A 24,219-nucleotide genomic window follows, 5' to 3' on the forward strand; every position below is an offset into this window, starting at 1 on the left:
GCGTCCTGGCGGGCGTGGGGGACCCGCCAGGACGCGCTCCTGCCCGGCGCGGCGATGCGAGGACCCCGGCGAGGGTTGGGGTCCTCGAACCGGTTACCCGCGCCGGGGGCCGGTGACAGGGGAGACGCGGACCTGAGGAACCCGCGCCTCCCCGGAGGGGGTGTCGCCGAAGACCGGACCCTGGTGGCGCCGGAAGAGAGGGCGGATGCCGCCTTTCTCATTTCGGACAAAAAACCTATTTCTCCACCAAAGGGTCAGATCTGTCGGTACCGAAAGCACTCGTGTGCCGTCCCCATCGCTCTGGTAGGTGTGGGGGAATCCGTGGCGGGGCGACGCGCAGCGCAGTAGGCGCGTCGGACCGCCGAGGTCGCGCCGGGACGGGCGTGGCGCGCCCACGCGGACCGATGGCACCGGCGTTCACCCCCTTGCCGACCTTTCGATGGATTTGTACCAACGATTGGATGATGCGGGTAACGAGAGGTTGGGTCAAGAGGCTGTTCCCCGGTAAAACCAAATCGTCTAGTTTTGTTGGCACAAAGGGGACTTAATGCCGCGGTCAACGCTGTATCAGCTGGTGGCCTCCGAACTCCGGAGGGCCATCTACTCCGGTGCGCTCCGGCCGGGCGATCAGCTGCCGACCGAGGTCGAGCTCATGGGCATCCACCAGGTGAGCCGCAACACCGTACGGCTCGCCCTCGGAGAGCTGGTCAACGAGGGCCTGATCACCCGCACCCCCCGCAGGGGAACCGTCGTCAGGGAACGCAGGCCGCTGCTCATCCACCCCCAGCGGGAGCTCCAGCCGCAGCCGGAGGAGACCAAGGAGGCCTTCGCCTGGGCGGTCTCCCAGGAGGGGCGCGTGCCGAGCCAGCACATCGAGGTCGCGATCGTGCAGCCCGCCGAGGAGATCGCCAGCAGGCTGGAACTGGCCGACGACGAGTTCGCCGTGGTCCGCCGCAGGCTGCGTTTCGTCGACGGCCAGCCGTACAACACCAACGACTCCTACTTCCCGCTGTCCCTGGTCGCCGACTCCGAGATCGCCCGTCCCGGCGACATCACGCGCGGCGCCAACAGGGTGCTGACCGAGCTGGGCCACCGTCAGGTCCGCATGGTCGACGACATCTGGGCCAGGATGCCGAACACCTCGGAGACCCACCGCCTGCAGCTCCAGTCGGGCACGCCGGTCGTCGTCTACATCAGGGTCGGCTACGACGAGGGCGACACCCCCGTCCGGGTCGCCGTCTCCGTGCTCCCCGCGGACAAGCACCTGATCAGGTACGAGCTGGAAAGCCGCTGACATCTCCGTGACCGCCCGGCCGGGCCGGCTCCCAGCACGCCCGCGCCGCGGGCGCCTGCCGGGCCGCCCGCCCAAGGCGGCAGGGCGCGGGCCGCTGCCCCCGCCCTCCCTGGACCCCTAGGCATTCGCCTGGGCCGGCATGGACACCGTGCGTCATCGAACGGTTACTCTCCGTGCCTCTTCACGCACCCTGTGCAACGAAGGGATCAATCATGCACTCCAACACCGTCGGTACCGTCACCGCGCGTCCGCTCGCGCTGCGCACCGCGACCGCCGCCGACCTCGGGGAGGTCCTCACCCTCCTGGCGGAGACCGCCGACTGGCTGAACGGCAGAGGCGTACGGCAGTGGCCCGCCGGAGGCTTCCCCGCCGCGCGCATAGCCCCGCTGATCGAGACGGGTGACATGTATCTGGTGGAGGGCGAGCGGGGCGTGGTGGCCACCATCGCCCTCGACGGCAACGCCGACCCCGAGTTCTGGCAGGCGGAGGACCTCCCCGGCGCCGCGCTGTACGTCCACAAGCTGTCGGTCGCCCGCTCCTGCTCCGGTCTCGGTCTGGGGCGGGCCCTGCTCGACTGGGCGGGCCTGCGGGTGGTGGCCGCCGGAGGGCGCTGGCTCAGGCTCGACTGCTCCAAGGACAATATGAGGCTCCAGGACTACTACCGGGGCCAGCGCTTCACCCACCTGCGCACCGTGGACCTCCCGCACCGCGCCTCGGGAGCGCTGTTCCAGCGGCCCGGAGGCGTGCGCGGCGGCCTCGGCACGGCGCTGCCGTTCACCGACCGGCGCGGGCTCGGCGGACGCCGTGGACCGCTTGTGAGCAGCCACGACTCCTCCCTCGCCGAACATGTCTGAACCACGGCGATCCCAGGACAAAGTCATCCGATAGCCTCACCCCATGACCGGTTCCTTGCTTGAGGTGATCGCGCTCGACGTCCGCGACGCCGTCGCGGCTGAGGAGGGCGGTGCCGACCGTCTTGAGGTCGTCGCCGACATCGCGTCCGACGGGCTCACCCCGGCGGTGGAGACGGTCGCGGCGATCTCCAAGGAGTGCGCGCTGCCGCAGATGGTGATGCTGCGCGGCGAGGCCTCCTTCCTGGCCGGGCCCGAGACTCTGGAGAGCCTGCGGCGTGACGCCAAGGCCCTCGCGGAGGCGGGCGCGGCCGGGTTCGTCTTCGGCTTCCTCGACCAGGCGGGGACGGTCGACCTCGCCGCGACCGAGGCGCTCATCCACGCCGTCGCCCCGCTGCCCTGGACCTTCCACCGGGCCGTCGACCACGCGGCCGACGTCCAGGCGGGGTGGCGGGCCGTACGGCTGCTGCCCAACCTCGCGACCGTGCTCACCTCGGGCGCGCCCAGCGGCGTCGGGGACGGCCTGCGGGTGCTCAGGACCCGCTGCGAGGCGGGGGACGGGCCACTGATCATGGCCGGTGGCGGGCTCAAGCCCACACACGTCCCGGCGCTGCTCGAATACGGCGTGCGCGCCTTCCACGTCGGAGGTGCCGTACGGGCCTCGTGGGCACACCCGGTCGAGGCGCGCAGGGTCCGTGAGTGGCGGGCCCTGATCGACTGACGTCGCCCTCCTCGTCGCGGCCCACGCGCCGGGGAGGGCCCGCCGAGCCGGGTGAGGTCACCGGCCGCCGGCGTCGAGCATGGCGTCCAGGCCCAGGAGTTTGACGCGTTCGCCCCGGCCCAGCGTCCTGGCCAGGGCGATCTCCGCGGCCTCGATGGCCAGCCAGCGGTCGTAGGTGACGGGGGAGACGCCCCGTGAGGCGAGCAGGGCGTCCAGGCCGCCGCGCGGTACGGGCGCACGGCCGGCGAGATCGGCCAGAAGCGTGCGGACGGTCTCCGCGGCGTCGGACTTGTTGGTGCCGATCACACCGGTCGGGCCGCGCTTGAGCCAGCCCGCGACGTACTCGCGGTCACGGACCCGGCCGGCCTCGTTCGGCACGGTCGAGGTCCGCTCGGAGAAGGGCACGCCGGGCAGCGGGAGGCTGCGGTAGCCGACCGAGCGCAGCACCATCCCGACGGGAAGGGTCTCGAACTCACCCGTCCCGACGATCCCGTCCTCGGTCCGCCTGGTCCGTTCGAGCCTGAGCCCCTCGACCCGGTCCCGGCCGACGATCTCCACGGGCCGCATCCAGAACCGGACCTCAAGCCGCCGGGGACGACCGGCGGGGGTGCGGGCCGCCCAGCCGCGTAGCACCTCGACGTTCCCCCTGACCTGGCGCGAAGCCCGGGACAGGTCGGCCGCCGACTCGTCCGGACGCACGTGCACGTCCGCGTTCGTCAGCTCGCCGAGCTCCCGCAGCTCCTTCAGGGTGAACTTGGCGTGCTCCGGCCCCCGGCGGCCGATCATGTGGATGACCCGCACCCGGCTGGCCGCCAGGCGGGCGAGCACCTCCTCGGGCACGTCCGTGGCGCGCAGCTCCCGCGCGGACTTGGCCAGGACACGCACCACGTCCACCGCGACGTTGCCGACGCCGACCACCGCGACCTCGGGACTGTCGAGGGTGAACCGGTCGGCCGGCACCTCGGGATGGCCGCAGTACCAGTTCACGAAGTCCGTGGCCGCCGCGCTTCCCGGCAGGTCCTCGCCCGGCACGCCCATCCGCCGGTCAACCGGCGCACCGGTGCAGTAGACCACGGCGTCGTAGCAGGCCAGCAGGTCGGCGACCGAGACGTCCCGGCCGAGTTCCACACCGCCGAGGAAGCGGACGTTCGGCAGTTCGAGGACCCGTCGCAGGTAGTCGGCGATCGACCTGATCGAGGTGTGGTCCGGGGCGACGCCGTAGCGCACCAGTCCGTACGGCGTCGGCAGCCGTTCGAGCACGTCCACCTCGACGGCTCCGGGGGCCTGCCTCGTCAGGGCCTCCGCCGTGTAGAGACCGGCCGGTCCCGAGCCGACGACCGCGACCCTCAACGGCCTGTTCTCCGGTGCCATGTCGCCTCCCAAGCGGTGACCGCCCCTGAGGGTGATTCTGTCCCACCACGGCGCCGGGCGGCCAGGGTGACGCGGCCGTTGCGCGGGCTGGGTTCCCGGCGCTCCTCTTGACCATCTCTTGGGGTATTTGGGTCATTCTTGCAGGTCAGATATGCTTTGCATGGTTATGGGGGCAATGCGATCGGGGGATCACTGACCTTGGCGGGATCGGACCATACGCTCGAATACGACTACCTCGCCGGAGACCGGCAGGAGCGGGCAATCCTTCTGCACATGGTGCTCTCCCTCCTGGTCGGCATGATCCTCGGCGCGGCCGGAGCGCTGCTCTCCTACGGGCCACAACTGATCCACTCGCTCTACGAGCCGTACGCGTACGTCCTGTTCGTCGTGATCGTGGGACGCACCGCCGCGGGATTCGGCTGGGCCGCCCTGACCAGCGCGCTGGCGAGCTTCGGCCCCCTCATCGCACTGCTGGCCGCCACGATCTTCGAGTCGGGCGCGAACCTGCTCAACTTCACCGCCAGAGGGCCGGGAATGGTCCTCGGCAGCAACGGCCCGACGGTGAACCTCACCGTCGCCACCCTCGCGACCTTCGGAGTACTCGCCTACTTCAGCGGACGACGTGACGTGTGGGGCGACCTGGCCAGCGGCGCGCTCGTTGGAATCGTCGCGATCGACGGGCTCGACAAAACCCTCCGGGGAGGCCCCGAGTACGTCCGGGGATTCTGGCCCTGGGACACCCTCCTCGTGGCCGTGTTCGTGATCGGACTGCTCCTGGCACTACGCAGGGGCCGCTCCCTGAGCCGCTGCGCCGTGGTGGCCCTGACCGTCCTCTCAGCGGCGTTCGTGTTCGCGATCGGTATGTAGTTGTGCCCTGCCTTTTTGCGCCGCCTGCGGCGGCGCGGGCTTGGGCGCCCTGAGTCGGTGTCTTCCCTCGTCGTTCGTCCGCTGCGCTCCCTCACTCCTCAGTCCAGACACCGACGCGCCCAAGCCGACACCCCTCACGCACGGCACCGGTAAGGCCCAAGCCGACACCCCTCACGCACGGCACCGGTAGGGCCCAAGCCGAAACTCCTCACGCTTGGGGCCGATTGAGTCGATCGAGCTTTCCGACGCCCGGAGTGAGGGTTTGACCTTGTGCTTTACCGGCGCCGTGTGGGAAGGGTTTCGGCTTGGGCGCGTCGGTGCTTGGACTGAGGAACGCAGGAGCGAAGCGACGGAGTGACGAGGGAAAGCGCCGACTCAGAGGCGCCCAAGCCCGCGACGCCGCCAGGCGTCGCAAAAATAATAGATAGCCTGTGGTTCATCGATCCCTGCTAGCTAGGAGTAGCCGTGCTGCTGCGCATGTCGTCGTTGTTTCTTCGAACCCTGAGGGACGACCCGGCAGACGCGGAGGTCCCGAGCCACAAACTGCTCGTCCGCGCCGGTTATGTTCGTCGTGTCGCACCCGGCGTCTACTCCTGGCTGCCGCTCGGCAAGAGAGTCCTGGAGAACGTCACGCGCATCGTGCGCGAGGAGATGGACCGGATGGGCGGCCAGGAGGTCCTCTTCCCCGCCCTGCTGCCCCGGGAGTACTACGAGGCCACCGGCCGCTGGACGGAGTACGGCGACACGCTCTTCCGTCTCAAGGACCGCAAGGGCGCCGACTACCTGCTCGGCCCCACCCATGAGGAGATGTTCACCGACATGGTGAAGGGGGAGTACTCCTCCTACAAGGACTATCCGGTGACGCTGTACCAGATCCAGACGAAGTACCGCGACGAGGCCCGTCCCCGGGCAGGCATCCTGCGCGGCAGGGAGTTCGTCATGAAGGACTCCTACTCCTTCGACCTGGACGACGACGGTCTCAAGCGCTCCTACGAGCAGCACCGTGAGACCTACATCAGGACCTTCGACCGGCTCGGCATCACCTACAAGATCTGTTTCGCCACCTCGGGCGCCATGGGCGGCTCGGCCTCGGAGGAGTTCCTCGCCCCGGCGGAGACCGGTGAGGACACCTTCGTGGCCTGCCACCACTGCGGCTACGCCGCGAACGCCGAGGCCGTCACCACGCCCGCACCCGCCGCGATCTCCGGGGAACGGCCCGCGCAGCGGGTGCTGGACACCCCGGACACGCCGACCATCGAGTCGCTGGTCGCCTACGTCAACGAGCACCACGGTCTGGACGTCACCGCCGCACAGACGCTCAAGAACATCGTGGTCAAGGTCGTCACGCCCGGTTCGGACAAGGTGGAGACGCTGGTCGTCGGCGTCCCCGGGGACCGCGAGGTCGACTTCAAGCGTCTTGAGGCCGCCCTGGCCCCCGGCGAGCCCGCCATCTTCGAGGCCGAGGACTTCGCCAAGCACCCCGGCCTGGTCCGCGGCTACATCGGCCCCCAGGTGCTCAAGGACCTCGGCATCCGCTACCTCGTCGACCCCCGCGTGGTCGAGGGCACCTCCTGGGTGACCGGTGCGAACGAGCCGGGCAAGCACGCGGTCGACGTGGTCGCCGGGCGTGACTTCGTTCCCGACGGCACCATCGAGGCCGCCGAGGTCCGTGAGGGCGACTCCTGTCCCGTCTGCGGGGCAGGCCTGTCCATCGACCGGGGTATCGAGATCGGCCACATCTTCCAGCTCGGCCGCAAGTACGCGGACGCCGCCAAGCTCGACGCCCTCGGCCCCGACGGCAAGCCGATCCGCGTCACCATGGGTTCCTACGGAATCGGCGTCTCCAGGGCCGTGGCCGTACTGGTCGAGCAGCGGCACGACGAGCTGGGCCTGGTCTGGCCCCGCGAGGTCGCCCCCGCCGACGTCCACATCGTGGGCACCGGCAAGGAGGACCAGATCGAGGTCGCCACCAGGATCGCCGAGGAACTCGACGCCAGGGGCCTGCGCGTGCTGCTCGACGACCGCCCCTCCGTCTCCCCCGGCGTCAAGTTCAAGGACGCCGAACTGCTCGGCATGCCGACGATTCTGATCATCGGCCGCGGGCTCTCCCAGGGGGTCGCCGAGCTGCGTGACCGCGCCGGAGGCGTCAAGGAGGAGATCCCCGTCGACGAGGCCGTCGAACGTGTTCTGGCGGCCTGCGGCGCCTGACCGGAAGGCTTGGACGAGGCGGGTCACCCGTGGGGTGGCCCGCCTCTTCGGCGTGCCCGCGAGGCCGTGCCGTACGGGGCGTGTGTCTAGGACGGCGGGACGGAGGAGGACGGTGCGCCGGGGGTGCCCGAGACGGTCGGGGCCGGGGCCGGGGCGGCGGGCATGCCGGGGAAGGCCTCGATCTCCGGGCGCAGTCCGTAGGAGCGGGTGACGCACTCCTGCATGGCCAGCGCGGCCATCCGCCGGACGGCGGTGTCGGAGGAGGCGGTGAGCTCCAGGTAGGCGGCCGTGACGCCCCGCTCGACCAGCGTGGCCAGCTCGACGGCCTGGGCGGGCGTCGAGGGGGTGACCGGAAGCCGGTAGGCGGGGTCGGGCTCGACCGGGACGCCACCGGACGCCGTGATCAAAGCGCGCAGCTGGTCCCTGCGGGCGCGGTGCGCGTTGAAGGCGGCGGTCGCGGTCGCGCGCAGGGAGCCGGTGGTCCTGGCGCCGATGACCCCGTAGGCGTAGACGGCCGCGTGCTCGGCGGCCAGGGCCGTCTCAAGGTCCTGGCTCCTCACAGCGGCCTCGAAAGGGCCAGGGCGTGCGCGGCCTCACAGGCGCCCATGGAGGCGATCAGCTGGGCCAGCGCGGGGGAGACCCCGTCGAGCTGACGTGGTCGCAGGGCCGCCGACTCACGCTCCATGTCACGCAGGCTCCTGACGGAGACCGCCTTCCTGGAGTCCGGCCCGGCGGTTTCCGAGACTCCCGGGGACGCCGAGGCGGCCGGAGTCGCCGGGGCCCCCGAGGGGGAGGGAGAGACCGGCGCGCTCTCGCGGGGCAGCCGGCGGCGGAGCTCGGCGAGGTGGGCCTCGTGCCGTCGTCTGAAGGGCGTCAGCCTGTCGGAGGCGGCCGAGGAGTAGAGCGCGATCGTCCGCTCCTTGCCCGTGATGAGCTGCCTGATCAGCATGATCTCCGGGTCCGGCTGCTCGACGGTGGGCGAGGGTGAGGACACGGGCCTGCCGGTGGCGCATCCGGCCACGGTCACGGCGGCCACTCCGAGAGCGCCGCCCCGCAGCAGGGAGCGCCGGGAGACGGAACGCACGGACGACCTCCGGTTATGGATGTGGCTGCTGACGCATCTAGCATCGTACGGGCTTGGAATCACAATCACCGCGCTTCTCGGACGGCTTCGCCACACCGAGTGGCGCTCTTTCCACGCCCCGGTGTGGATAGGCTGGTGAACCGCAAGGGCGAGGTCCGCCCGCTTAGATCGTGACAATGGGAGGTCGGCATGGGCAGCGCCACATCCCGCGACCGCCTGATGAAGCTGCTGGAACCTGTCGCCTGCTCCTTCGGGCTCGACCTGGAGGACGTCACGGTCACACCGGCGGGCAAGCGGCGTCTGCTGCGTGTCATCGTCGACCGTGACGGCGGCGTGAGCCTGGACGACGTCGCCGAGGTCAGCCTCGCCGTCTCCACGGCGCTGGACGACGGTGACGCGATGGGCGCGACGCCGTACGTGCTTGAGGTCTCCTCTCCCGGGGTCGACCGGCCGCTCACCGAGCCGCGTCACTGGCGCCGCGCGGTGCGCAGGCTGGTCAAGGTCGACCTGCGGGACGGCACGCTGGTTGAGGGCCGGATCGTCGCCACGGACGACACCGGCGTAGAGATCGACGTCGACGGCGTGACCCGCCGCATCGACTATCAGGACCTGACCCGAGGACGGGTGCAGGTGGAATTCCGCCGGTTTGACGACGCCGAAGACGACGGCGAAGACGGCGACGAAGGCTAAGGGGGAGCCTCGTGGACATCGACATGAGCGTCCTGCGCAGCCTGGAGCGGGAGAAGGACATCTCCTTCGACCTGGTCGTCAAGGCGATCGAGGACGCACTGCTGATCGCGTACTTCCGGAGCGAGGGGGCCGCGGCCAAGGCCCGTGCCGAGCTCGACAGGCAGTCAGGGCACGTGACCATCTTCGCCGCGGAGCTCGACGACGAGAGCGGGGAGGTGCTCAGGGAGTTCGACGACACCCCGGGCAACTTCAGCCGCATCGCCGCGACCACCGCCAAGCAGGTCATCCTCCAGCAGCTGAGGGACGCCGAGGACGAGATCAACTTCGGCGAGTTCGCCAGCCGTGAGGGTGAGCTCGTCGCGGGCGTCATCCAGCAGGGCAAGGACCCCAGGGTCGTCCTGGTCGACCTCGGCAAGATCGAGGCGGTGCTGCCGCACAACGAGCAGGTGCCCGGCGAGGAGTACGTCCACGGCGAGCGCATCCGCTGCTACGTGGTCCAGGTCAAGAAGGGCCACAAGGGACCGTCGGTGACGCTGTCGCGGACCCACCCCGGGCTGGTGAAGAAGCTTTTCGCCCTGGAGGTTCCGGAGATCGCCGACGGTACGGTCGAGATCGCGGCGATCGCCCGCGAGGCGGGTCACCGCACCAAGATCGCGGTCCGTTCCCGGCGCCCCGGCGTCAACGCCAAGGGTGCCTGCATCGGCCCGATGGGTTCGCGCGTGCGCAACGTCATGGCCGAGCTGCACGGCGAGAAGATCGACATCATCGACTGGTCGGAGGACCCGGCGGAGTTCGTGGGCAACGCCCTCTCGCCTGCCCGTGTCTCCCACGTCGAGGTGATCGACCCCGAGGGGCGCGCGGCCCGTGTGATCGTTCCCGACTACCAGCTCTCCCTCGCCATCGGCAAGGAGGGGCAGAACGCCCGGCTGGCCAATCGCCTGACCGGATGGCGCATCGACATCCGTCCCGATACACAAGCGGGGGATGCGGCCGGTTCCGCAGATGCGTCCACACGGTAAGCTGGAATATGGTGACCGGGCGGCCCCACTGAGAACCTGTGTGGGCTGTCGGGTTCGCACGGTTTCCTCCGAGCTGCTCCGCCTGGTGGTGGTCGAGGGCGTCATCGTCCCTGACCTGCGACGACGGCTCCAAGGGCGTGGTGCTTCACTGCATCCCTCCCTGAGCTGTCTCGATCTCGCCGAGCGTCGCCGAGCGTTTCCGCGCGCGTTTCGTGCCGCGGCCCCGCTTGACGTCTCGCGAGTGCGAGAACACCTGGAAGGGCTCCACTCCGAAAGGAACGGGTGAAATGGTTGCCAACTGTCATGTAGGACGCCGAGTTGATGGGCTGGTCAGATAGCTATGAGCGCCTGATGAGCATGCGGCGATGAGTACGTCTACGTAACGACGGTCCGGCGGCACAGCCTCCCGGGCCGAGTAAGGGAGTGCAGTGGCGAAGGTCCGGGTATACGAGCTCGCCAAGGAGTTCGGTGTGGAGAGCAAGGTCGTCATGGCCAAGCTCCAGGAGATGGGCGAGTTCGTGCGTTCGGCGTCCTCGACTATCGAAGCACCGGTAGTCCGCAGGCTCACGGAAGCTTTGGGCGGTCCCCCCAAGGGTTCGTCCGACAGGGGCGGCAACAGGTCGCCCAGGCCGCCGCAGGCGGCACCCCGGCCGGCCGGAGGCCAGGCCGGAAACGGCGCTCCGTCGCCGGCATCGATTCCCAAGCCGGGACCGGTTCCCAAGCCGGGCCCCAGGCCGGGTCCCGCCGCGGCACGTCCCGCGGCCCCCGCGCCTCAGGCCCCGCCGGTTCCCCAGCCCCAGCAGGCACAGCCTCAGCAGCAGGCGCAGCCTCAGCAGCCGCCCTCGCCGGTCCAGCCGCCGAGGTTCGAGGCACCCCGTCCCGCCGCCCCCGGCCCCAAGCCGGGTCCGCGTCCGGGACCGCGTCCGGGACCCGCCCCCCGTACCGAGGGCCGTCCTTCCGGCGGTCCCGGTGGCGGTCAGGGCGCTCGTCCCGGTCAGGGTGCCCCCGCTGCGGGTGGCCCCAAGCCGGGCCCGCGTCCCGGCCCGCGTCCGGGGCCGCGCCCCGGCAACAACCCGTTCTCCTCGAACGCCAGCGGCATGGGCCAGGCCCGTCCGCCGCGTCCCGGTCGTGAGGGCGGCGGCCCCGAAAGGGGTCCGCGTCCCGGCGGTCCGCGTGAGGACCGCGGGCCCCGCGAGCAGCAGGGTCAGCGTGACGGCGGGCCTCGTCCCGGCGCTCCGCGCGCGGGTCAGGCCGGTCCCGGCGGTCCGCGTCCCGGGCCTCCTTCGGGTGGCCCCCGTCCCGGTGGCGGCGCGGGCGCGGGTGGTCCGCGTCCCGGCGGCCCCCGGCCCAGCCCGATGATGATGCCCCAGGGCCGTCCGGCTCCCGCCGGCGGCGGGCGTCCCGGTGCTCCCGGCGGCGGTCGTCCCGGCGGCGCCGGTCGTCCCGGTGGCGGCGGCGGTCGTCCCGGTGGCGGCGGCTTCGCCGGTCGTCCCGGTGGCGGCGGCGGCGCGGGTCGTCCCGGCACCGGAACCGGTGGTCCCGGTGGTGGCGGTGGCGGCGGCTTCGCCGGTCGTCCCGGTGGCGGCGGTGGCCGTGGCCGTGGCGGCGGTACGGCGGGCGCCTTCGGCCGTCCCGGCGGACGTCCGACCCGTGGTCGCAAGTCCAAGCGCCAGAGGCGTCAGGAGTTCGACAACATGCAGGCCCCGGCGATCGGCGGCGTGCAGGCTCCCCGTGGTGGCGGTCAGACGATCCGTCTGTCGCGTGGCGCCTCCCTGGCGGACTTCGCCGACAAGATCGGCGCGAACCCGGCGTCCCTGGTGCAGATCATGCTGCACCTCGGCGAGATGGTGACCGCCACGCAGTCGGTCAACGAGGAGACGCTGCAGCTGCTGGCCGCCGAGCTGGACTACAACCTGCTCGTCGTCAGCCCGGAGGAGGAGGACCGCGAGCTTCTCGAGTCCTTCGACATCGAGTTCGGCGAGGACGAGGGCGACGAGGGCGACCTGGTCGCGCGTCCGCCGGTGGTGACCGTCATGGGTCACGTCGACCACGGTAAGACCAAGCTGCTCGACGCGATCCGGCACACCAACGAGGTCGCGCGGGAGGCCGGTGGCATCACCCAGCACATCGGTGCCTACCAGATCTCCACCGAGCACGAGGGCGAGGACCGGAGGATCACCTTCATCGACACCCCGGGTCACGAGGCGTTCACCGCCATGCGTGCCCGTGGTGCCAAGGTGACCGACATCGCCGTCCTGGTCGTCGCGGCGGACGACGGTGTGAAGCCGCAGACGATCGAGGCTCTGAACCACGCGCAGGCGGCCGACGTGCCGATCGTGGTCGCGGTCAACAAGGTGGACAAGGAGGGCGCCGACCCCAACAAGGTCAGGGCCCAGCTCACCGAGTACGGCCTGGTCGCCGAGGAGTACGGCGGCACCACGATGTTCGTCAACATCTCCGCCAAGAACGGGACCGGCATCGACGAGCTGCTCGAGGCCATCCTGCTCACCGCGGACGCCGAGCTCGACCTGCGGGCCAACCCGACGATGGACGCCCAGGGCGTCGCCATCGAGGCGCACCTCGACAAGGGCCGCGGCCCGGTCGCGACCGTGCTGGTCCAGCGCGGCACGCTCCGCGTCGGTGACTCGATCGTCTGTGGCGAGGCCTTCGGCCGCGTCCGGGCGATGGTCGCCGACAACGGCAAGCTGATCGACGAGGCCGACCCGTCCCGTCCGGTCCAGGTGCTCGGTCTGACCGCGGTGCCGGGGGCCGGTGACAACTTCATCGTCGTCACCGACGACCGGATGGCCCGGCAGATCGCCCAGCAGCGGGCGGCTCGCAAGCGCATCGCGGACATGGCCAGGTCCGGCCGTCGCCGTACGCTCGAAGAGCTCTTCAGCGAGATGGAGAAGGGCCAGGTCGACGAGCTCAAGCTCATCATCAAGGGTGACGTCTCCGGTTCGGTCGAGGCCCTTGAGGACGCGCTGCTCAAGATCGACGTCGGCGACGAGGTCCGCCTGCGGGTGCTCCACCGCGCCGTCGGTGCGATCACCGAGTACGACGTCAACCTGGCGGTCGCGGACGACAACGCCGTCATCATCGGCTTCAACGTGCGCCCGGAGGTCCGGGCACGCGACCTGGCCGAGCGCGAGGGCGTCGACATCCGCTACTACTCGGTCATCTACCAGGCGATCGAGGAGATCGAGGCGGCCCTGAAGGGCATGCTCAAGCCCGAGTACGAAGAGGTCCAGATGGGCACCGCCGAAGTCCGCGAGGTCTTCAAGGTGCCGAAGATCGGCAACATCGCCGGTGCGCTGGTCCGTTCGGGCACGATCGTCCGGAACAGCAAGGCGCGGATCATCCGTGGCGGTGTCGTCATCTCCGACAACCTCACGGTCAGCTCGCTGCGCCGGTTCAAGGACGACGCGACCGAGGTCCGTGAGGGCTACGAGTGCGGTATCGGTGTCGGCTACAACGACATCAAGATCGACGACGTCATCGAGACGTTCGAGATGCGGGAGAAGCCGCGCGTCTGACGCCACCGGTCCGGCACGGGCACCGTAACGGCCGAGGGAGCCGCCCACAGCGTGGGCGGCTCCCGGAGCCGCGGCGGCCCCGGGCCGGACGGCGTGCGTCAGAGCCGCGGCTGGTGACTGACCAATGTATGTAGGTGCCCTGACACTGGACATCCTGCTCGGCGACGTCCGTTCGCTGAAGCAGAAGCGCTCCGTGGTGCGTCCCATCATCGCCGAGGTGCAGCGACGGTTCCCGGGTGTGGCCGTCGCGGAGACCGGACATCTGGATCTGCACCGCCGTACCGAGATCGGGATCGCCGTCGTTTCCGCGACCGCGTCCAACTGCGGTGCGGTGCTGGACGACTGCGAGCGACTGATCGCCTTCCACCCGGAGATCGAGCTGTTGTCGGCGAGACAACGGCTCTACAACGAGGACGAGGACTAGCACGGAGCGACCGGTCGCGGAGTTGTCGTGCCCGGTCGTTACTGTGAGAAGGGGGGAGCGAATATGGACGCCGCACGCGCACGTAAGATCGCCGACCGCATCCAGCAGGTGGTCGCGGAGATGCTGGAGCGTCGGATCAAGGACCCGAGGCTGGGCTTCGTGACCGTCACCGACGCTCGGATCACCAACGACCTGAGCGAGGCCACGGTGTTCTACACCGTGTTCGGCTCCGAGGCGGAGCGGGCTGACTCGGCGGCCGCCCTGGAGAGCGCCAAGGGGCTCATCCGGTCCGAGGTCGGGCGTCAGACCGGTCTGCGTCACACGCCGACGCTGACGTTCACCCACGACCCGCTCCCTGACAGCGCCCGCCACCTGGACGGGCTGTTCGCCGAGGCGAAGGTCAGGGACGCCGAGATCGCCAAGCAGGCCGCCGGAGCACGGCACGCGGGGGAGGCGGACCCGTACCGCAAGCCCGCCGAGGAGAGCGACCTTTCCGAGGAGGACGAGGACGAGCCGGCCGAGCAGGCGGGACGCCCCGCGACGTGACCTCCGACCCGCGTGAGAGCGACCCGGTGCCGGAGCGCGACTGGGACCGGGCCGTCGAGCTTGTCTCGGCCGCGGACGAGGTGGCGCTGGCCTGCCACATCTCGCCCGACGCGGACGCGCTCGGTTCGATGCTCGCCGTCGGCATGGCGCTGCGCGCGGAGGGCAAGCGGGTCACGGCCTCCTTCGGGGAGCGCAGGTTCCGGGTTCCCCGGCTGCTGCGCTTCCTGCCCGGCCAGGAGTTGCTGGTCGAGCCGGCGGCCTACCCGGCGGTGCCCGAGCTGATGATGACGTTCGACGTCCCCGTCGCCGACCGGCTCGGCACGCTGGCCGCCAACGCGGGCAAGGCCAGGGAACTGGTCGTGGTCGACCACCACGCCTCCAACACCGGGTTCGGCACGCTCAACCTGGTCGATCCCGAGGCGGCGGCGACCGCCGTGCTCGCCGAGGAGCTGCTCGTACGGCTTGGCCTGCCGATCGGCAGGCAGGTTGCGACCTGTCTGTACGCCGGGCTGGTCACCGACACCGGATCGTTCAGGCACTCCTCGACCACGCCGCGGGCGCACGCCATGGCCGCCAGGCTGCTGGCCACCGGCCTGAACCCCGAGAAGATCGCCAGGGAGCTGTGGGACCGCTCGCCGTTCGGCTATCTCCGGGTGCTCGGCGCCGCGCTCGACCGGGCGGTGCTCGAACCCTCGACGGGGCCGGGGCTGGTCTGGACGTTCGTCACCAGGCAGGACCGGGCCGCCCAGGACCTGCCCTACGACGAGGTCGAGGGGATCATCGACGTGGTCAGGCGGACCGACGAGGCTGACGTGGCCGTGATCCTCAAGGAGGACGACGACGGGGCCTGGCAGGTCTCGACCCGTTCGAAGGGGGCCGTCGACGTCGCGCGGGTCTGCGCCGCGCTCGGCGGGGGCGGGCACGCGCGGGCGGCCGGGTTCACCTCCCACCTGCCGGTCGAGCAGACCATGGAGAGCCTGCGCGCCCTCCTGTAGTTCCCGGGCCGTGCCGCCGGCGCGGCCTCTTCGCACACAGCTCTTCTCCTGATGAGGACTCCCATGAGCACGGCTCGCGTCAAGCGCACCCCGCCGCCGAGCGGACTGATCATCGTGGACAAGCCCGCCGGGTGGACCTCGCACGACGTGGTCGGCAAGATGCGCGGCGTCGCGGGCACCAGGAAGGTCGGGCACGCGGGCACCCTCGATCCGATGGCGACCGGGGTGCTGGTGATCGGGGTGGAGAAGGCGACCAGGCTGCTCGGGCACCTGGCGCTGACCGAGAAGGGCTACGACGGCACGATCAGGCTCGGTCAGTCGACCAACACCGACGACGCCGAGGGGGAGATCGTCGCCTCGGCCTCGGCCGCCGGGATCGCCGCCGAGGAGGTCGGCAAGGGCGTCGCGGCCCTCACCGGGCGCATCATGCAGGTCCCGCCGCAGGTCAGCGCCATCAAGGTGAACGGCGAACGGGCCTACAAGCGGGCGCGGGCGGGCGAGGAGGTCGAACTGGAGGCCCGGCCGGTCACCGTCTCCGCCTTCGAGATCCTCGACATCCGGCGCGAGGGGGACCTGCTCGACGTGGACGTCTCCGTGACCTGTTCCAGCGGCACCTACATCAGGGCACTCGCCCGCGACCTGGGGACCGCGCTCGGCGTCGGCGGCCACCTGACCGCCCTGCGGCGCACCCGGGTCGGGCCGTACGACCTGTCGGCGGCCCGCACGATCGAACGGCTCGCGGCAGACTGCGTCATCCTGCCGATGGCGGAGGCGGTCGCGGCGGCCTTCCCGCGTCGTGACGTGACCGAGCAGGAGGCCGGTCTCGTCGCGCACGGTGGCAGGCTGCCCGCGGCGGGGCTGGGCGACGGGCCGATCGGGGTCTTCGGGCCGGACGGCACGCTGCTGGCCCTGGTCGAGGAGCGGGGGAGGCTGACCAGGTCGTTGGCGGTCTTCGTGCCCTGATCCCCGCGGGCTCACCCGGACGCGACCGCGACCGGCCCGGGCTTCGAGGAGATCACGGTCCACACCCCCGGAGTCACGCTCCGCGGCCGGGCACACGCCGGGTCCAGGGCCTGTTCCCGCGTCACACGACCCGGCGGCCGGTAAAAGGATCTTCTGTTCGCTCCACCGGGCTCCCCGATTGGAGCGAAGCCGGGGCGGCATGGCAGGCTTTAGGGATCGATCCGCTACAACGGGAAGAGGTCACGGTGCGAGCCTGGCACGGATTGGACGACGTGCCCGAAGACTGGGGCAGGTCCGTCGTCACGATCGGCGTCTTCGACGGGGTTCACCTGGGGCACCAGCAGATGGTCGCCCGCGCCGTGGCGCTGGCGGGGAGGCTCGGCCTTCCCTCGGTGGTGGTGACCTTCGACCCGCATCCCGAGGAGGTCGTGCGCCCCGGCACGCATCCCCCGAGGCTGACCACGGGCAGGCACCGCACCGAGCTGCTCGCCGGTCTCGGTGTCGACGCGGTCTGCGTGCTGCCGTTCACACTCGACTTCTCCCACATGAGCCCGGACGAGTTCGTGCAGACCGTGCTGGTCGACCGGCTGCACGCGGCGGGCGTCGTGGTCGGGGAGAACTTCCGTTTCGGTCACAAGGCCTCGGGCGACGTCGAGACGCTGCAGACCCTCGGTGAGAAGTACGACTTCGTCGCGGAGGCGGTCCCGCTGGTGAGCAACGGGGAGGCGATCTCCTCCACCCTCATCCGCGAACGGCTCGCCGCGGGCGACATGGAGGCCGTGGCCGTCGCGCTCGGCCGTCCGCACCGGGTCGAGGGAGTGGTCGTGCGCGGCTACCAGCGGGGCAGGCAGCTCGGCTTCCCGACGGCGAACGTCGAGTCGCCCGAGCACACCGCGATCCCCGCCGACGGCGTCTACGCGGGCTGGCTGCAGGGGGTCTCCAACGGCAACCTGCCCGCCGTCTACGGCGGGGAGCGCTGGCCCGCCGCGATCTCCGTGGGCACCAACCCCACCTTCGAGGGGGTGCCGCGCACGGTCGAGGCCTACGCGCTCGACCGTGACGACCTCGATCTCTACGGCGCCCACGTGGCCGTCGACTTCGGGCGGCGGCTGCGCGCCAACCTCAGGTTCGACTCGGTCGAGGCGCTCATCGAGCAGATGCGCGCCGACGTGGACGAGGCCCGCCGCATCACCCGCGAAACGCCGTAAAGGCTCCGGTGTCCCGCCGGGCGCGTGGGATGTGCGCGTCCGTCCGGCCCGGTGGTAATCTGGCGTGTCAGCTCTGTAACCGGTGGTATCGCACCCCGGGCGCTGGCCCGCCACGGCGACTGTAGGCACGCACGGTCGTTCGGGCACCTGTATACCCGCGTGCCCGCAGAGTCCGAGGAGAGACGTGTCGCTCGACACCGCCGCCAAGAAGCAGATCATCGGAGAGTACGCCAAGGGTGAGGCCGACACCGGCTCCCCCGAGGTGCAGATCGCGCTGCTGAGCAAGCGCATCAGCGAGCTCACCGAGCACCTGAAGCTGCACAAGCACGACCACCACAGCCGCCGCGGCCTGCTGCTGCTCGTCGGCCGTCGCCGCCGGCTGCTGAAGTACCTGCAGAACAAGGACATCGAGCGTTACCGCTCGCTCATCGAGCGGCTCGGCCTGCGCCGATAGGTTCACCGGGGAGCGGCGCTCGCGCCGCTCCCTTCATCTCATACGGGGGGTGTCGGCGCGTCGCGCCGTAAAGACACCCCCGGTGTGAGCAAACTGAATAGCCGAGACAGTGCCCCGCGTCCGCACAGCAAGCGCGCCCCACGGCGTCGGAGGGCCGGTCCTCGGTAGTGGCCCCCGGTCATCATGGCATCAGCCGTACGGAACCGGGCGCTTCAATCGAAGACCGGCGCTGCACCTACGGGGAGCCGGCAGGAAAAGACGACCCAGGCGCGAGACGCGTGCCTGGGGGACGCGGGCGACCGATCAAAGGAGGTCCCCGTGGAGGGTGTCCACAGCAGTGAAGCCGTAATCGACAACGGCTCCTTCGGCACGCGTACCATCCGGTTCGAGACCGGCAGGCTCGCGCGCCAGGCGGCAGGCTCCGCCGTCGTCTACCTCGACGAGGAGACGATGGTCCTGTCCGCGACCACGGCGTCCAAGTCGCCCAAGGAGAACTTCGACTTCTTCCCGCTCACGGTCGACGTCGAGGAGCGGATGTACGCCGCGGGCCGCATCCCCGGCTCGTTCTTCCGGCGTGAGGGCCGTCCCTCCGAGGACGCCATCCTCACCTGCCGTCTGATCGACCGGCCGCTGCGCCCGTCGTTCGTCAAGGGTCTGCGCAACGAGGTCCAGGTGGTCGCCACCGTCATGGCGCTCGACCCCAACCACCTCTACGACGTGGTCGCGATCAACGCCGCGTCCCTGTCCACCCAGCTCGCCGGGCTGCCCTTCTCCGGGCCGATCGGCGGCGTGCGGGTGGCGCTGATCGAGGGCCAGTGGGTGGCCTTCCCCACGCACTCCGAGCTGGAGAACGCCACCTTCGACATGGTCGTCGCGGGCCGGGTCCTCGACGACGGCGACGTCGCCATCATGATGGTCGAGGCCGAGTCCACCCGTGACACGCTCAAGCTCGTCGCGGAGGGCGCCGTCGCGCCGACCGAGGAGACCGTGGCGCAGGGCCTCGACGCCTCCAAGCCGTTCATCAAGGTGCTCTGCGAGGCCCAGGCCAAGATCGCCAAGGTGGCGGCCAAGGAGGTCAGCGAGTACCCCGTCTTCCTCGACTACCAGGACGACGTCCTGGAGGCCGTGACCAACGCGGTCAGGAGCGAACTGGCCGCCGCGCTGACCATCGCGGGCAAGCAGGAGCGCGAGGTCGAGCTCGACCGGGTCAAGGCGCTGGCCCTGGAGAAGGTCGCCCCCGACTTCGAGGGCCGCGAGAAGGAGATCGGCCCGGCGTTCCGGTCGCTGACCAAGAAGCTCATGCGCGAGCGGGTCATCGCCGAGGGCGTCCGCATCGACGGCCGCGGCGTCAAGGACATCCGGCAGCTCAGCGCCGAGGTCCACGTCGTGCCCCGGGTGCACGGTTCGGCCCTGTTCGAGCGCGGTGAGACCCAGATCCTGGGCATCACCACCCTCAACATGCTCCGCATGGAGCAGATGATCGACACGCTCAACCCGGAGCGCACCAAGCGCTACATGCACAACTACAACTTCCCGCCCTACTCCACGGGTGAGACGGGCCGCGTCGGTTCTCCCAAGCGCCGCGAGATCGGCCACGGCGCGCTCGCCGAGCGGGCGCTGCTGCCGGTCCTGCCGACCCGCGAGGAGTTCCCCTACGCGATCCGTCAGGTCTCCGAGGCGCTCGGCTCCAACGGTTCGACCTCCATGGGTTCGGTCTGCGCCTCGACCATGTCGCTGCTCGACGCGGGTGTCCCGCTCAAGGGCATCGTCGCGGGCATCGCGATGGGCCTGATCAACGAGGGCGACCAGTACGTCACGCTGACCGACATCCTCGGTGCCGAGGACGCCATGGGCGACATGGACTTCAAGGTCGCCGGCACCAAGGACGTCATCACGGCCCTGCAGCTCGACACCAAGCTCGACGGCATCCCCGCCTCGGTCCTGGGCGCGGCGCTGAAGCAGGCCAAGGGCGCCCGTCTGGCCATCATCGACGTGATGCAGGAGGCGATCGACTCCCCGGCGGAGATGAACGCCACCGCTCCGCGCATCATCACGATCAAGGTCCCGGTCGACAAGATCGGCGAGGTCATCGGCCCGAAGGGCAAGATGATCAACCAGATCCAGGACGACACCGGCGCCGAGATCACGATCGAGGACGACGGAACCATCTACATCGGCGCCACCGACGGCCCGTCCGCCGAGGCGGCCAGGTCGGCGATCAACGCCATCGCCAACCCGCACATGCCGGAGGTCGGCGAGCGCTACTTGGGCACGGTCGTCAAGATCGCCGCCTTCGGCGCCTTCATCTCCCTCATGCCGGGCAAGGACGGTCTTCTGCACGTCTCCCAGATCCGCAAGCTGCACGGCGGCAAGCGCATCGAGAACGTCGAGGACGTCATGAACGTCGGGGAGAAGATCCAGGTGGAGATCGCCGAGATCGACTCGCGCGGCAAGCTCTCCCTGGTCCCGGTCGAGGTCATCGAGAAGGAGGCCGCGGCCAAGGCCGAGTCCGGAGCCGACGGGGACGAGTCCCCGGCGCCCGCCGAGGACAGGCCCCGCGAGGACGCCGCCCCGCGCCGCCGTACCCGCACCCGCAGCAGCGGTGCGAGCCGTGGAGGGGAAGACCGCAACTCGTGACGACCACCACTCTGCACCCCGGCAAAGACGGTGCCGGGGTCGTGCGGCGCACCGTCCTCCCCGGTGGGCTCCGGGTGGTGACCGAGTCCATGCCGACCGTGCGTTCCGTCGCGGTCGGCATGTGGGTCGGCATCGGATCGAGGGACGAGGCCCCCGAGCACACGGGGGCCTCCCACTTCCTTGAGCACCTGCTGTTCAAGGGAACCCCAACGCGGGACGCCCTGGAGATCTCCGCGGCGATCGAGGGCATCGGCGGTGAGATCAACGCCTTCACCGCCAAGGAGTACACCTGCTACTACGCGCGGGTCCTCGACGAGGACCTGCCGCTGGCGGTGGACGTCCTCGCCGACGTGATCACCTCCTCGCTCATCACCCCGGAGGACGTCGAGGCCGAGCGTGGTGTGATCCTGGAGGAGATCGCCATGCACGACGACGACCCCTCGGACGTGGTGCACGAGCAGTTCTCCGCCGCCCTGTACGGCGACACGCCCGTCGGCCGCCCGATCCTCGGGACGGTCGAGTCGATCAAGGCGCTGTCGCGTGACCGGATCGCGGAGTACTACCACCGCTACTACCTGCCCTCGCACACGGTCGTCGCGGTCGCGGGCAACGTCAGCCACGAGTACGTCGTCGAACTGGTCGCGGCCGCCTACGAGCGGGCGGGCGCGCTCGGCGGTGAGGAGTGGCACGCCCCGCCCCGCGTGGGCGGCGCGGAGGTCCCCTACCGTTCCGGCGTCACGGTCCTCGACCGGACGACGGAGCAGGCGAACCTCGTGCTGGGCACCGCGGCCCTGGCCCGCAACGACGAGCGCCGCTTCGCCCTGGGCGTGCTCAACGCCGTGCTCGGCGGCGGCATGTCGTCGCGACTGTTCCAGGAGATCAGGGAGAAGCGGGGCCTGGCCTACTCCGCCTACAGCTACACCTCCGCCTACGCCGACACCGGCCAGTTCGGTGTCTACGTCGGCTGCCTGCCGCCCAAGATCGACGAGGTCCTCAAGGTGGCGCAGGCCGAGGTGGCGCAGGTGGTCGCGCACGGCATCACCGAGGAGGAGCTCGTCCTCGGCAAGGGGCAGATGCGCGGCGGCCTCGTGCTCGGCCTTGAGGACACCGGGTCGCGAATGTCCAGGCTGGGCAAGAGCGAGCTGGTGCACGACCGCCTGATGTCCGTCGACGAGGTGCTCGGCCGCATCGAGGCCGTCACCCTCGACGACATCCAGGCCGTGGCCCAGGAGATCCTGCGGCGTCCGATGACCCTGGCGGTCGTCGGACCCTACGCAGGCCGGGACTTCTCCCCGCTCCTGGTCTGAGCTTCCACCGGTGTGACCGGCCGCCCTGCGCGACGGCCGGTCACACCGGTGGAGATAGGCTGACCGGGTGATCAGGGTAGGAGTTCTCGGCGCCAGAGGGCGCGTGGGCATCGAAGTGTGCAAGGCCGTCGAGGCGGCCGACGATCTGGAACTCGTCGCGGCCGTCGACAAGGACGACCCCATCGAGGAGCTTGAGGGCGCCCAGGTGGTGGTCGACTTCACCCACCCGGCCGTCGTCATGGACAATCTGGCCTGGTGCGTCTCCCACGGCATCCACGCCGTGGTCGGCACCACCGGGTTCGACGCCGAGCGTCTGGCCCGGGTGCGCGGCCTGCTCGACGACAACCCCGGCGTGAACGTGCTGATCGCCCCCAACTTCGGCATCGCGGCCGTCCTGATGATGCGCTTCGCCCAGCAGGCGGCCCGCTACTTCGACTCCGCCGAGATCGTCGAGCTGCACCACCCCAACAAGGCGGACGCCCCCTCGGGCACGGCCCGCCGTACGGCGGAGCTGATCGCCGAGGCGCGTCGCAAGGCCGGGATGGGGTCGATGCCCGACGCCACCAGCGCGGAGCTCGACGGCGCCCGCGGAGCCGACGTGGACGGCGTCCACGTCCACGCGGTACGGCTGGCCGGGCTGATCGCCCACCAGGAGGTGATCCTCGGCGGTGACGGCGAGATCCTCACCATCCGCCACGACACGATGAACCGCGCCTCCTTCACCCCGGGTGTGCTGCTCGGTGTGCGCCGGGTCGGTGAGACGCCGGGCCTCACCGTCGGCCTCGAACACCTTCTGGACCTCTAGCCGGATGACGGACGTCCGCTGGGCGAGCGCCGCCGAACTGCCGGGCCTGGCCGAGGTCGAGATCGCGGCCGACGGGGTGTTCGCCCAGGTCGGCATCACCTTTCCGCCGGGGACCACGATGGTCGAGGAGGCCGGTGACCCGGCACGGGTGCTGGTCGCCGGAGACCCGCCGTTCGGGTTCGCGATGATCGGCTGGGTGGACGGCCAGGTCCACCTGGACCAGCTGGCGGTCCATCCGGCCCACGGGCGGCGGGGCGCCGGCGGGAGCCTTCTCGAAGCCGTCTGCGAGCACGCGCTCGCCGAGGGGGCGGCCGCGGTGACGCTGACGACCTTCAGGGACGTGCCGTGGAACGCGCCGTGGTACGCCCGGCGGGGCTTCGCCGTACTGGGACAGGAGGAGTGGGGGCCGGAGCTGGCAGCCCTGGTGGCCCACGAACGGGAACTGGGCATCGAGCTGGCGCCCCGGGTCGTGATGCGCAGGCTCCTGTGAGGGCGCGCCGTGCCGGGCGGGCCTCTGTGACGGTGGCACGCCCTCGCCGGGCCGGGCGGATAGCATCGCTGGTGTGAGCCGGTTTCGCGATGAGCTGTGGCGGGTGGTCGACGGTGTCTACGGACGCATCCTGGCTCATCCCTTCCTCACCGGGCTGACCGACGGGACACTCCCGCGCGAGGTCTTCCGGCACTTCGTGGTGCAGGAGACCCACTTCCTGCCCGACTACGCGCGGGCGCTGGCGGCGTGCGGGGTCAAGGCGGCCGATCCGGCGGCGGTGCAGCGTTTCGCCGCCGACTGCGCGCGTACGGTCGAGGTCGAGCACAGCCTGCACGTCGAACTGCTGACCGCCTTCGGTCTCGACCGGGACGAGGCGCGCCGGGCGGGGGCCGCCCCGACGACCGTCGGCTACGCCTCCTACCTGCTGCGCGTCTGTCACCTCGGGACCTTCCCCGAGGCGCTGGGCGCGATCGTGCCCTGCTACTGGATCTACGCCAGGGTCGGTGAGGCGCTGTTGAAGCAGTCTTCGCCGGATCCGCTCTACGCCTGGTGGATCGAGACCTACGGCGGCGAGCACTACCAGGAGACCGTCGCCGGGGTGCTCGACCTGCTCGACGAGGTCGCCGCGACGCTGCCCGAGGCCGACCGGGCGCGACTGTGCGAGCACGCGCTGACCACCGCGCGCTACGAGTGGCTGTTCTGGGACGCCGCGTGGCGGCGGGAGTCGTGGCCGATCTGAGCGGCGGTTA

The 24,219-nt window shown here is 70.6% G+C and carries 23 protein-coding genes; 20 read left to right on the forward strand and 3 right to left on the reverse strand.

What is annotated here, in order from left to right; genetic code table 11:
- Positions 1–547 precede the first annotated feature (547 nt).
- From ABT340_RS00280 to ABT340_RS00290, 3 genes are all read left to right on the forward strand, one after another.
- The gene (locus ABT340_RS00280; RefSeq protein WP_352008439.1) at positions 548–1,294 is read left to right on the forward strand and encodes a GntR family transcriptional regulator; all 747 of its coding nucleotides are present in this window, start codon (positions 548–550) and stop codon (positions 1,292–1,294) included.
- A 212-nt stretch (positions 1,295–1,506) separates the two neighbouring features.
- Positions 1,507–2,148, forward strand: a complete 642-nt coding sequence (locus ABT340_RS00285) for a GNAT family N-acetyltransferase (protein ID WP_352008440.1) — start codon at positions 1,507–1,509, stop codon at positions 2,146–2,148.
- A 43-nt stretch (positions 2,149–2,191) separates the two neighbouring features.
- Positions 2,192–2,866, forward strand: coding sequence for a copper homeostasis protein CutC (locus tag ABT340_RS00290; RefSeq protein WP_352008441.1), 675 nt, complete (start codon positions 2,192–2,194; stop codon positions 2,864–2,866).
- A gap of 57 nt (positions 2,867–2,923) precedes the next feature.
- On the opposite strand, the gene ABT340_RS00295 is transcribed toward ABT340_RS00290, so the two are convergent.
- Positions 2,924–4,237 carry an FAD-dependent oxidoreductase gene (locus tag ABT340_RS00295; RefSeq protein WP_352008442.1) on the reverse strand — a complete coding sequence of 438 codons (1,314 nt, stop codon included), beginning with the start codon at positions 4,235–4,237 and terminating at the stop codon, positions 2,924–2,926.
- Between the two features lie 273 nt (positions 4,238–4,510).
- Between ABT340_RS00295 and ABT340_RS00300 the strand changes: the two genes are divergently transcribed.
- Together ABT340_RS00300 and ABT340_RS00305 are read left to right on the forward strand one after the other, a co-directional pair.
- On the forward strand, positions 4,511–5,104 hold the full coding sequence (locus ABT340_RS00300) for a hypothetical protein (RefSeq protein ID WP_352008443.1): 594 nt from the start codon (positions 4,511–4,513) through the stop codon (positions 5,102–5,104).
- Positions 5,105–5,569: 465 nt separating this feature from the next.
- Positions 5,570–7,312 carry a proline--tRNA ligase gene (locus tag ABT340_RS00305; protein ID WP_352008444.1) on the forward strand — a complete coding sequence of 581 codons (1,743 nt, stop codon included), beginning with the start codon at positions 5,570–5,572 and terminating at the stop codon, positions 7,310–7,312.
- Between the two features lie 86 nt (positions 7,313–7,398).
- Here ABT340_RS00305 and ABT340_RS00310 read toward each other — a convergent pair whose 3' ends face one another.
- Positions 7,399–7,872 carry a ferritin-like domain-containing protein gene (locus ABT340_RS00310; protein WP_352008445.1) on the reverse strand — a complete coding sequence of 158 codons (474 nt, stop codon included), beginning with the start codon at positions 7,870–7,872 and terminating at the stop codon, positions 7,399–7,401.
- A complete protein-coding gene (locus ABT340_RS00315; RefSeq protein ID WP_352008446.1) occupies positions 7,869–8,396 on the reverse strand; it encodes a hypothetical protein in 528 nt (175 codons plus the stop codon). The genes ABT340_RS00310 and ABT340_RS00315 overlap by 4 nt, the downstream gene beginning before the upstream one ends.
- 189 nt (positions 8,397–8,585) lie before the next feature.
- Here ABT340_RS00315 and rimP point away from each other — a divergent pair, with 189 nt between their 5' ends.
- From rimP to tenA, 15 genes are all read left to right on the forward strand, one after another.
- Positions 8,586–9,086 (forward strand): ribosome maturation factor RimP, encoded by a 501-nt coding sequence (gene rimP / locus ABT340_RS00320; RefSeq protein ID WP_352008447.1) that lies wholly within the window; start codon positions 8,586–8,588, stop codon positions 9,084–9,086.
- An 11-nt stretch (positions 9,087–9,097) separates the two neighbouring features.
- A complete protein-coding gene (gene nusA, locus ABT340_RS00325; protein ID WP_352002912.1) occupies positions 9,098–10,105 on the forward strand; it encodes a transcription termination factor NusA in 1,008 nt (335 codons plus the stop codon).
- Positions 10,089–10,391, forward strand: a complete 303-nt coding sequence (locus ABT340_RS00330; RefSeq protein WP_352009435.1) for a YlxR family protein — start codon at positions 10,089–10,091, stop codon at positions 10,389–10,391. Before nusA ends, ABT340_RS00330 begins: the two co-directional genes overlap by 17 nt.
- Positions 10,392–10,533: 142 nt before the next feature.
- Positions 10,534–13,641 (forward strand): translation initiation factor IF-2, encoded by a 3,108-nt coding sequence (gene infB / locus ABT340_RS00335; RefSeq protein ID WP_352008448.1) that lies wholly within the window; start codon positions 10,534–10,536, stop codon positions 13,639–13,641.
- A 124-nt stretch (positions 13,642–13,765) separates the two neighbouring features.
- Complete coding sequence (locus ABT340_RS00340) at positions 13,766–14,065, forward strand: DUF503 domain-containing protein (RefSeq protein WP_352008449.1); 300 nt, start codon at positions 13,766–13,768, stop codon at positions 14,063–14,065.
- 63 nt (positions 14,066–14,128) lie between these two features.
- Complete coding sequence (gene rbfA / locus ABT340_RS00345) at positions 14,129–14,611, forward strand: 30S ribosome-binding factor RbfA (protein ID WP_352008450.1); 483 nt, start codon at positions 14,129–14,131, stop codon at positions 14,609–14,611.
- Positions 14,608–15,606 carry a DHH family phosphoesterase gene (locus ABT340_RS00350; protein WP_352008451.1) on the forward strand — a complete coding sequence of 333 codons (999 nt, stop codon included), beginning with the start codon at positions 14,608–14,610 and terminating at the stop codon, positions 15,604–15,606. The genes rbfA and ABT340_RS00350 overlap by 4 nt, the downstream gene beginning before the upstream one ends.
- A 63-nt stretch (positions 15,607–15,669) precedes the next feature.
- The gene (truB, locus tag ABT340_RS00355) at positions 15,670–16,569 is read left to right on the forward strand and encodes a tRNA pseudouridine(55) synthase TruB (protein ID WP_352008452.1); all 900 of its coding nucleotides are present in this window, start codon (positions 15,670–15,672) and stop codon (positions 16,567–16,569) included.
- A 245-nt stretch (positions 16,570–16,814) separates the two neighbouring features.
- Positions 16,815–17,777: a bifunctional riboflavin kinase/FAD synthetase gene (locus ABT340_RS00360; RefSeq protein ID WP_352008453.1), complete on the forward strand. Its 963-nt coding sequence runs from the start codon at positions 16,815–16,817 to the stop codon at positions 17,775–17,777.
- Positions 17,778–17,961: 184 nt separating this feature from the next.
- Positions 17,962–18,231, forward strand: coding sequence for a 30S ribosomal protein S15 (rpsO, locus tag ABT340_RS00365; protein WP_352008454.1), 270 nt, complete (start codon positions 17,962–17,964; stop codon positions 18,229–18,231).
- Between the two features lie 318 nt (positions 18,232–18,549).
- Positions 18,550–20,868 carry a polyribonucleotide nucleotidyltransferase gene (locus ABT340_RS00370; RefSeq protein WP_352008455.1) on the forward strand — a complete coding sequence of 773 codons (2,319 nt, stop codon included), beginning with the start codon at positions 18,550–18,552 and terminating at the stop codon, positions 20,866–20,868.
- Positions 20,865–22,175, forward strand: a complete 1,311-nt coding sequence (locus tag ABT340_RS00375; protein WP_352008456.1) for a M16 family metallopeptidase — start codon at positions 20,865–20,867, stop codon at positions 22,173–22,175. The genes ABT340_RS00370 and ABT340_RS00375 overlap by 4 nt, the downstream gene beginning before the upstream one ends.
- A gap of 67 nt (positions 22,176–22,242) precedes the next feature.
- Positions 22,243–22,980, forward strand: coding sequence for a 4-hydroxy-tetrahydrodipicolinate reductase (gene dapB / locus ABT340_RS00380; RefSeq protein WP_352008457.1), 738 nt, complete (start codon positions 22,243–22,245; stop codon positions 22,978–22,980).
- 4 nt (positions 22,981–22,984) lie between these two features.
- Positions 22,985–23,470 (forward strand): GNAT family N-acetyltransferase, encoded by a 486-nt coding sequence (locus ABT340_RS00385; protein WP_352008458.1) that lies wholly within the window; start codon positions 22,985–22,987, stop codon positions 23,468–23,470.
- 73 nt (positions 23,471–23,543) lie between these two features.
- On the forward strand, positions 23,544–24,209 hold the full coding sequence (tenA, locus tag ABT340_RS00390; protein WP_352008459.1) for a thiaminase II: 666 nt from the start codon (positions 23,544–23,546) through the stop codon (positions 24,207–24,209).
- The last annotated feature ends 10 nt before the right edge of the window (positions 24,210–24,219 follow it).

It is taken from the genome of Streptosporangium sp. NPDC000239, from assembly GCF_040300765.1.
GTDB lineage: Bacteria > Actinomycetota > Actinomycetes > Streptosporangiales > Streptosporangiaceae > Streptosporangium.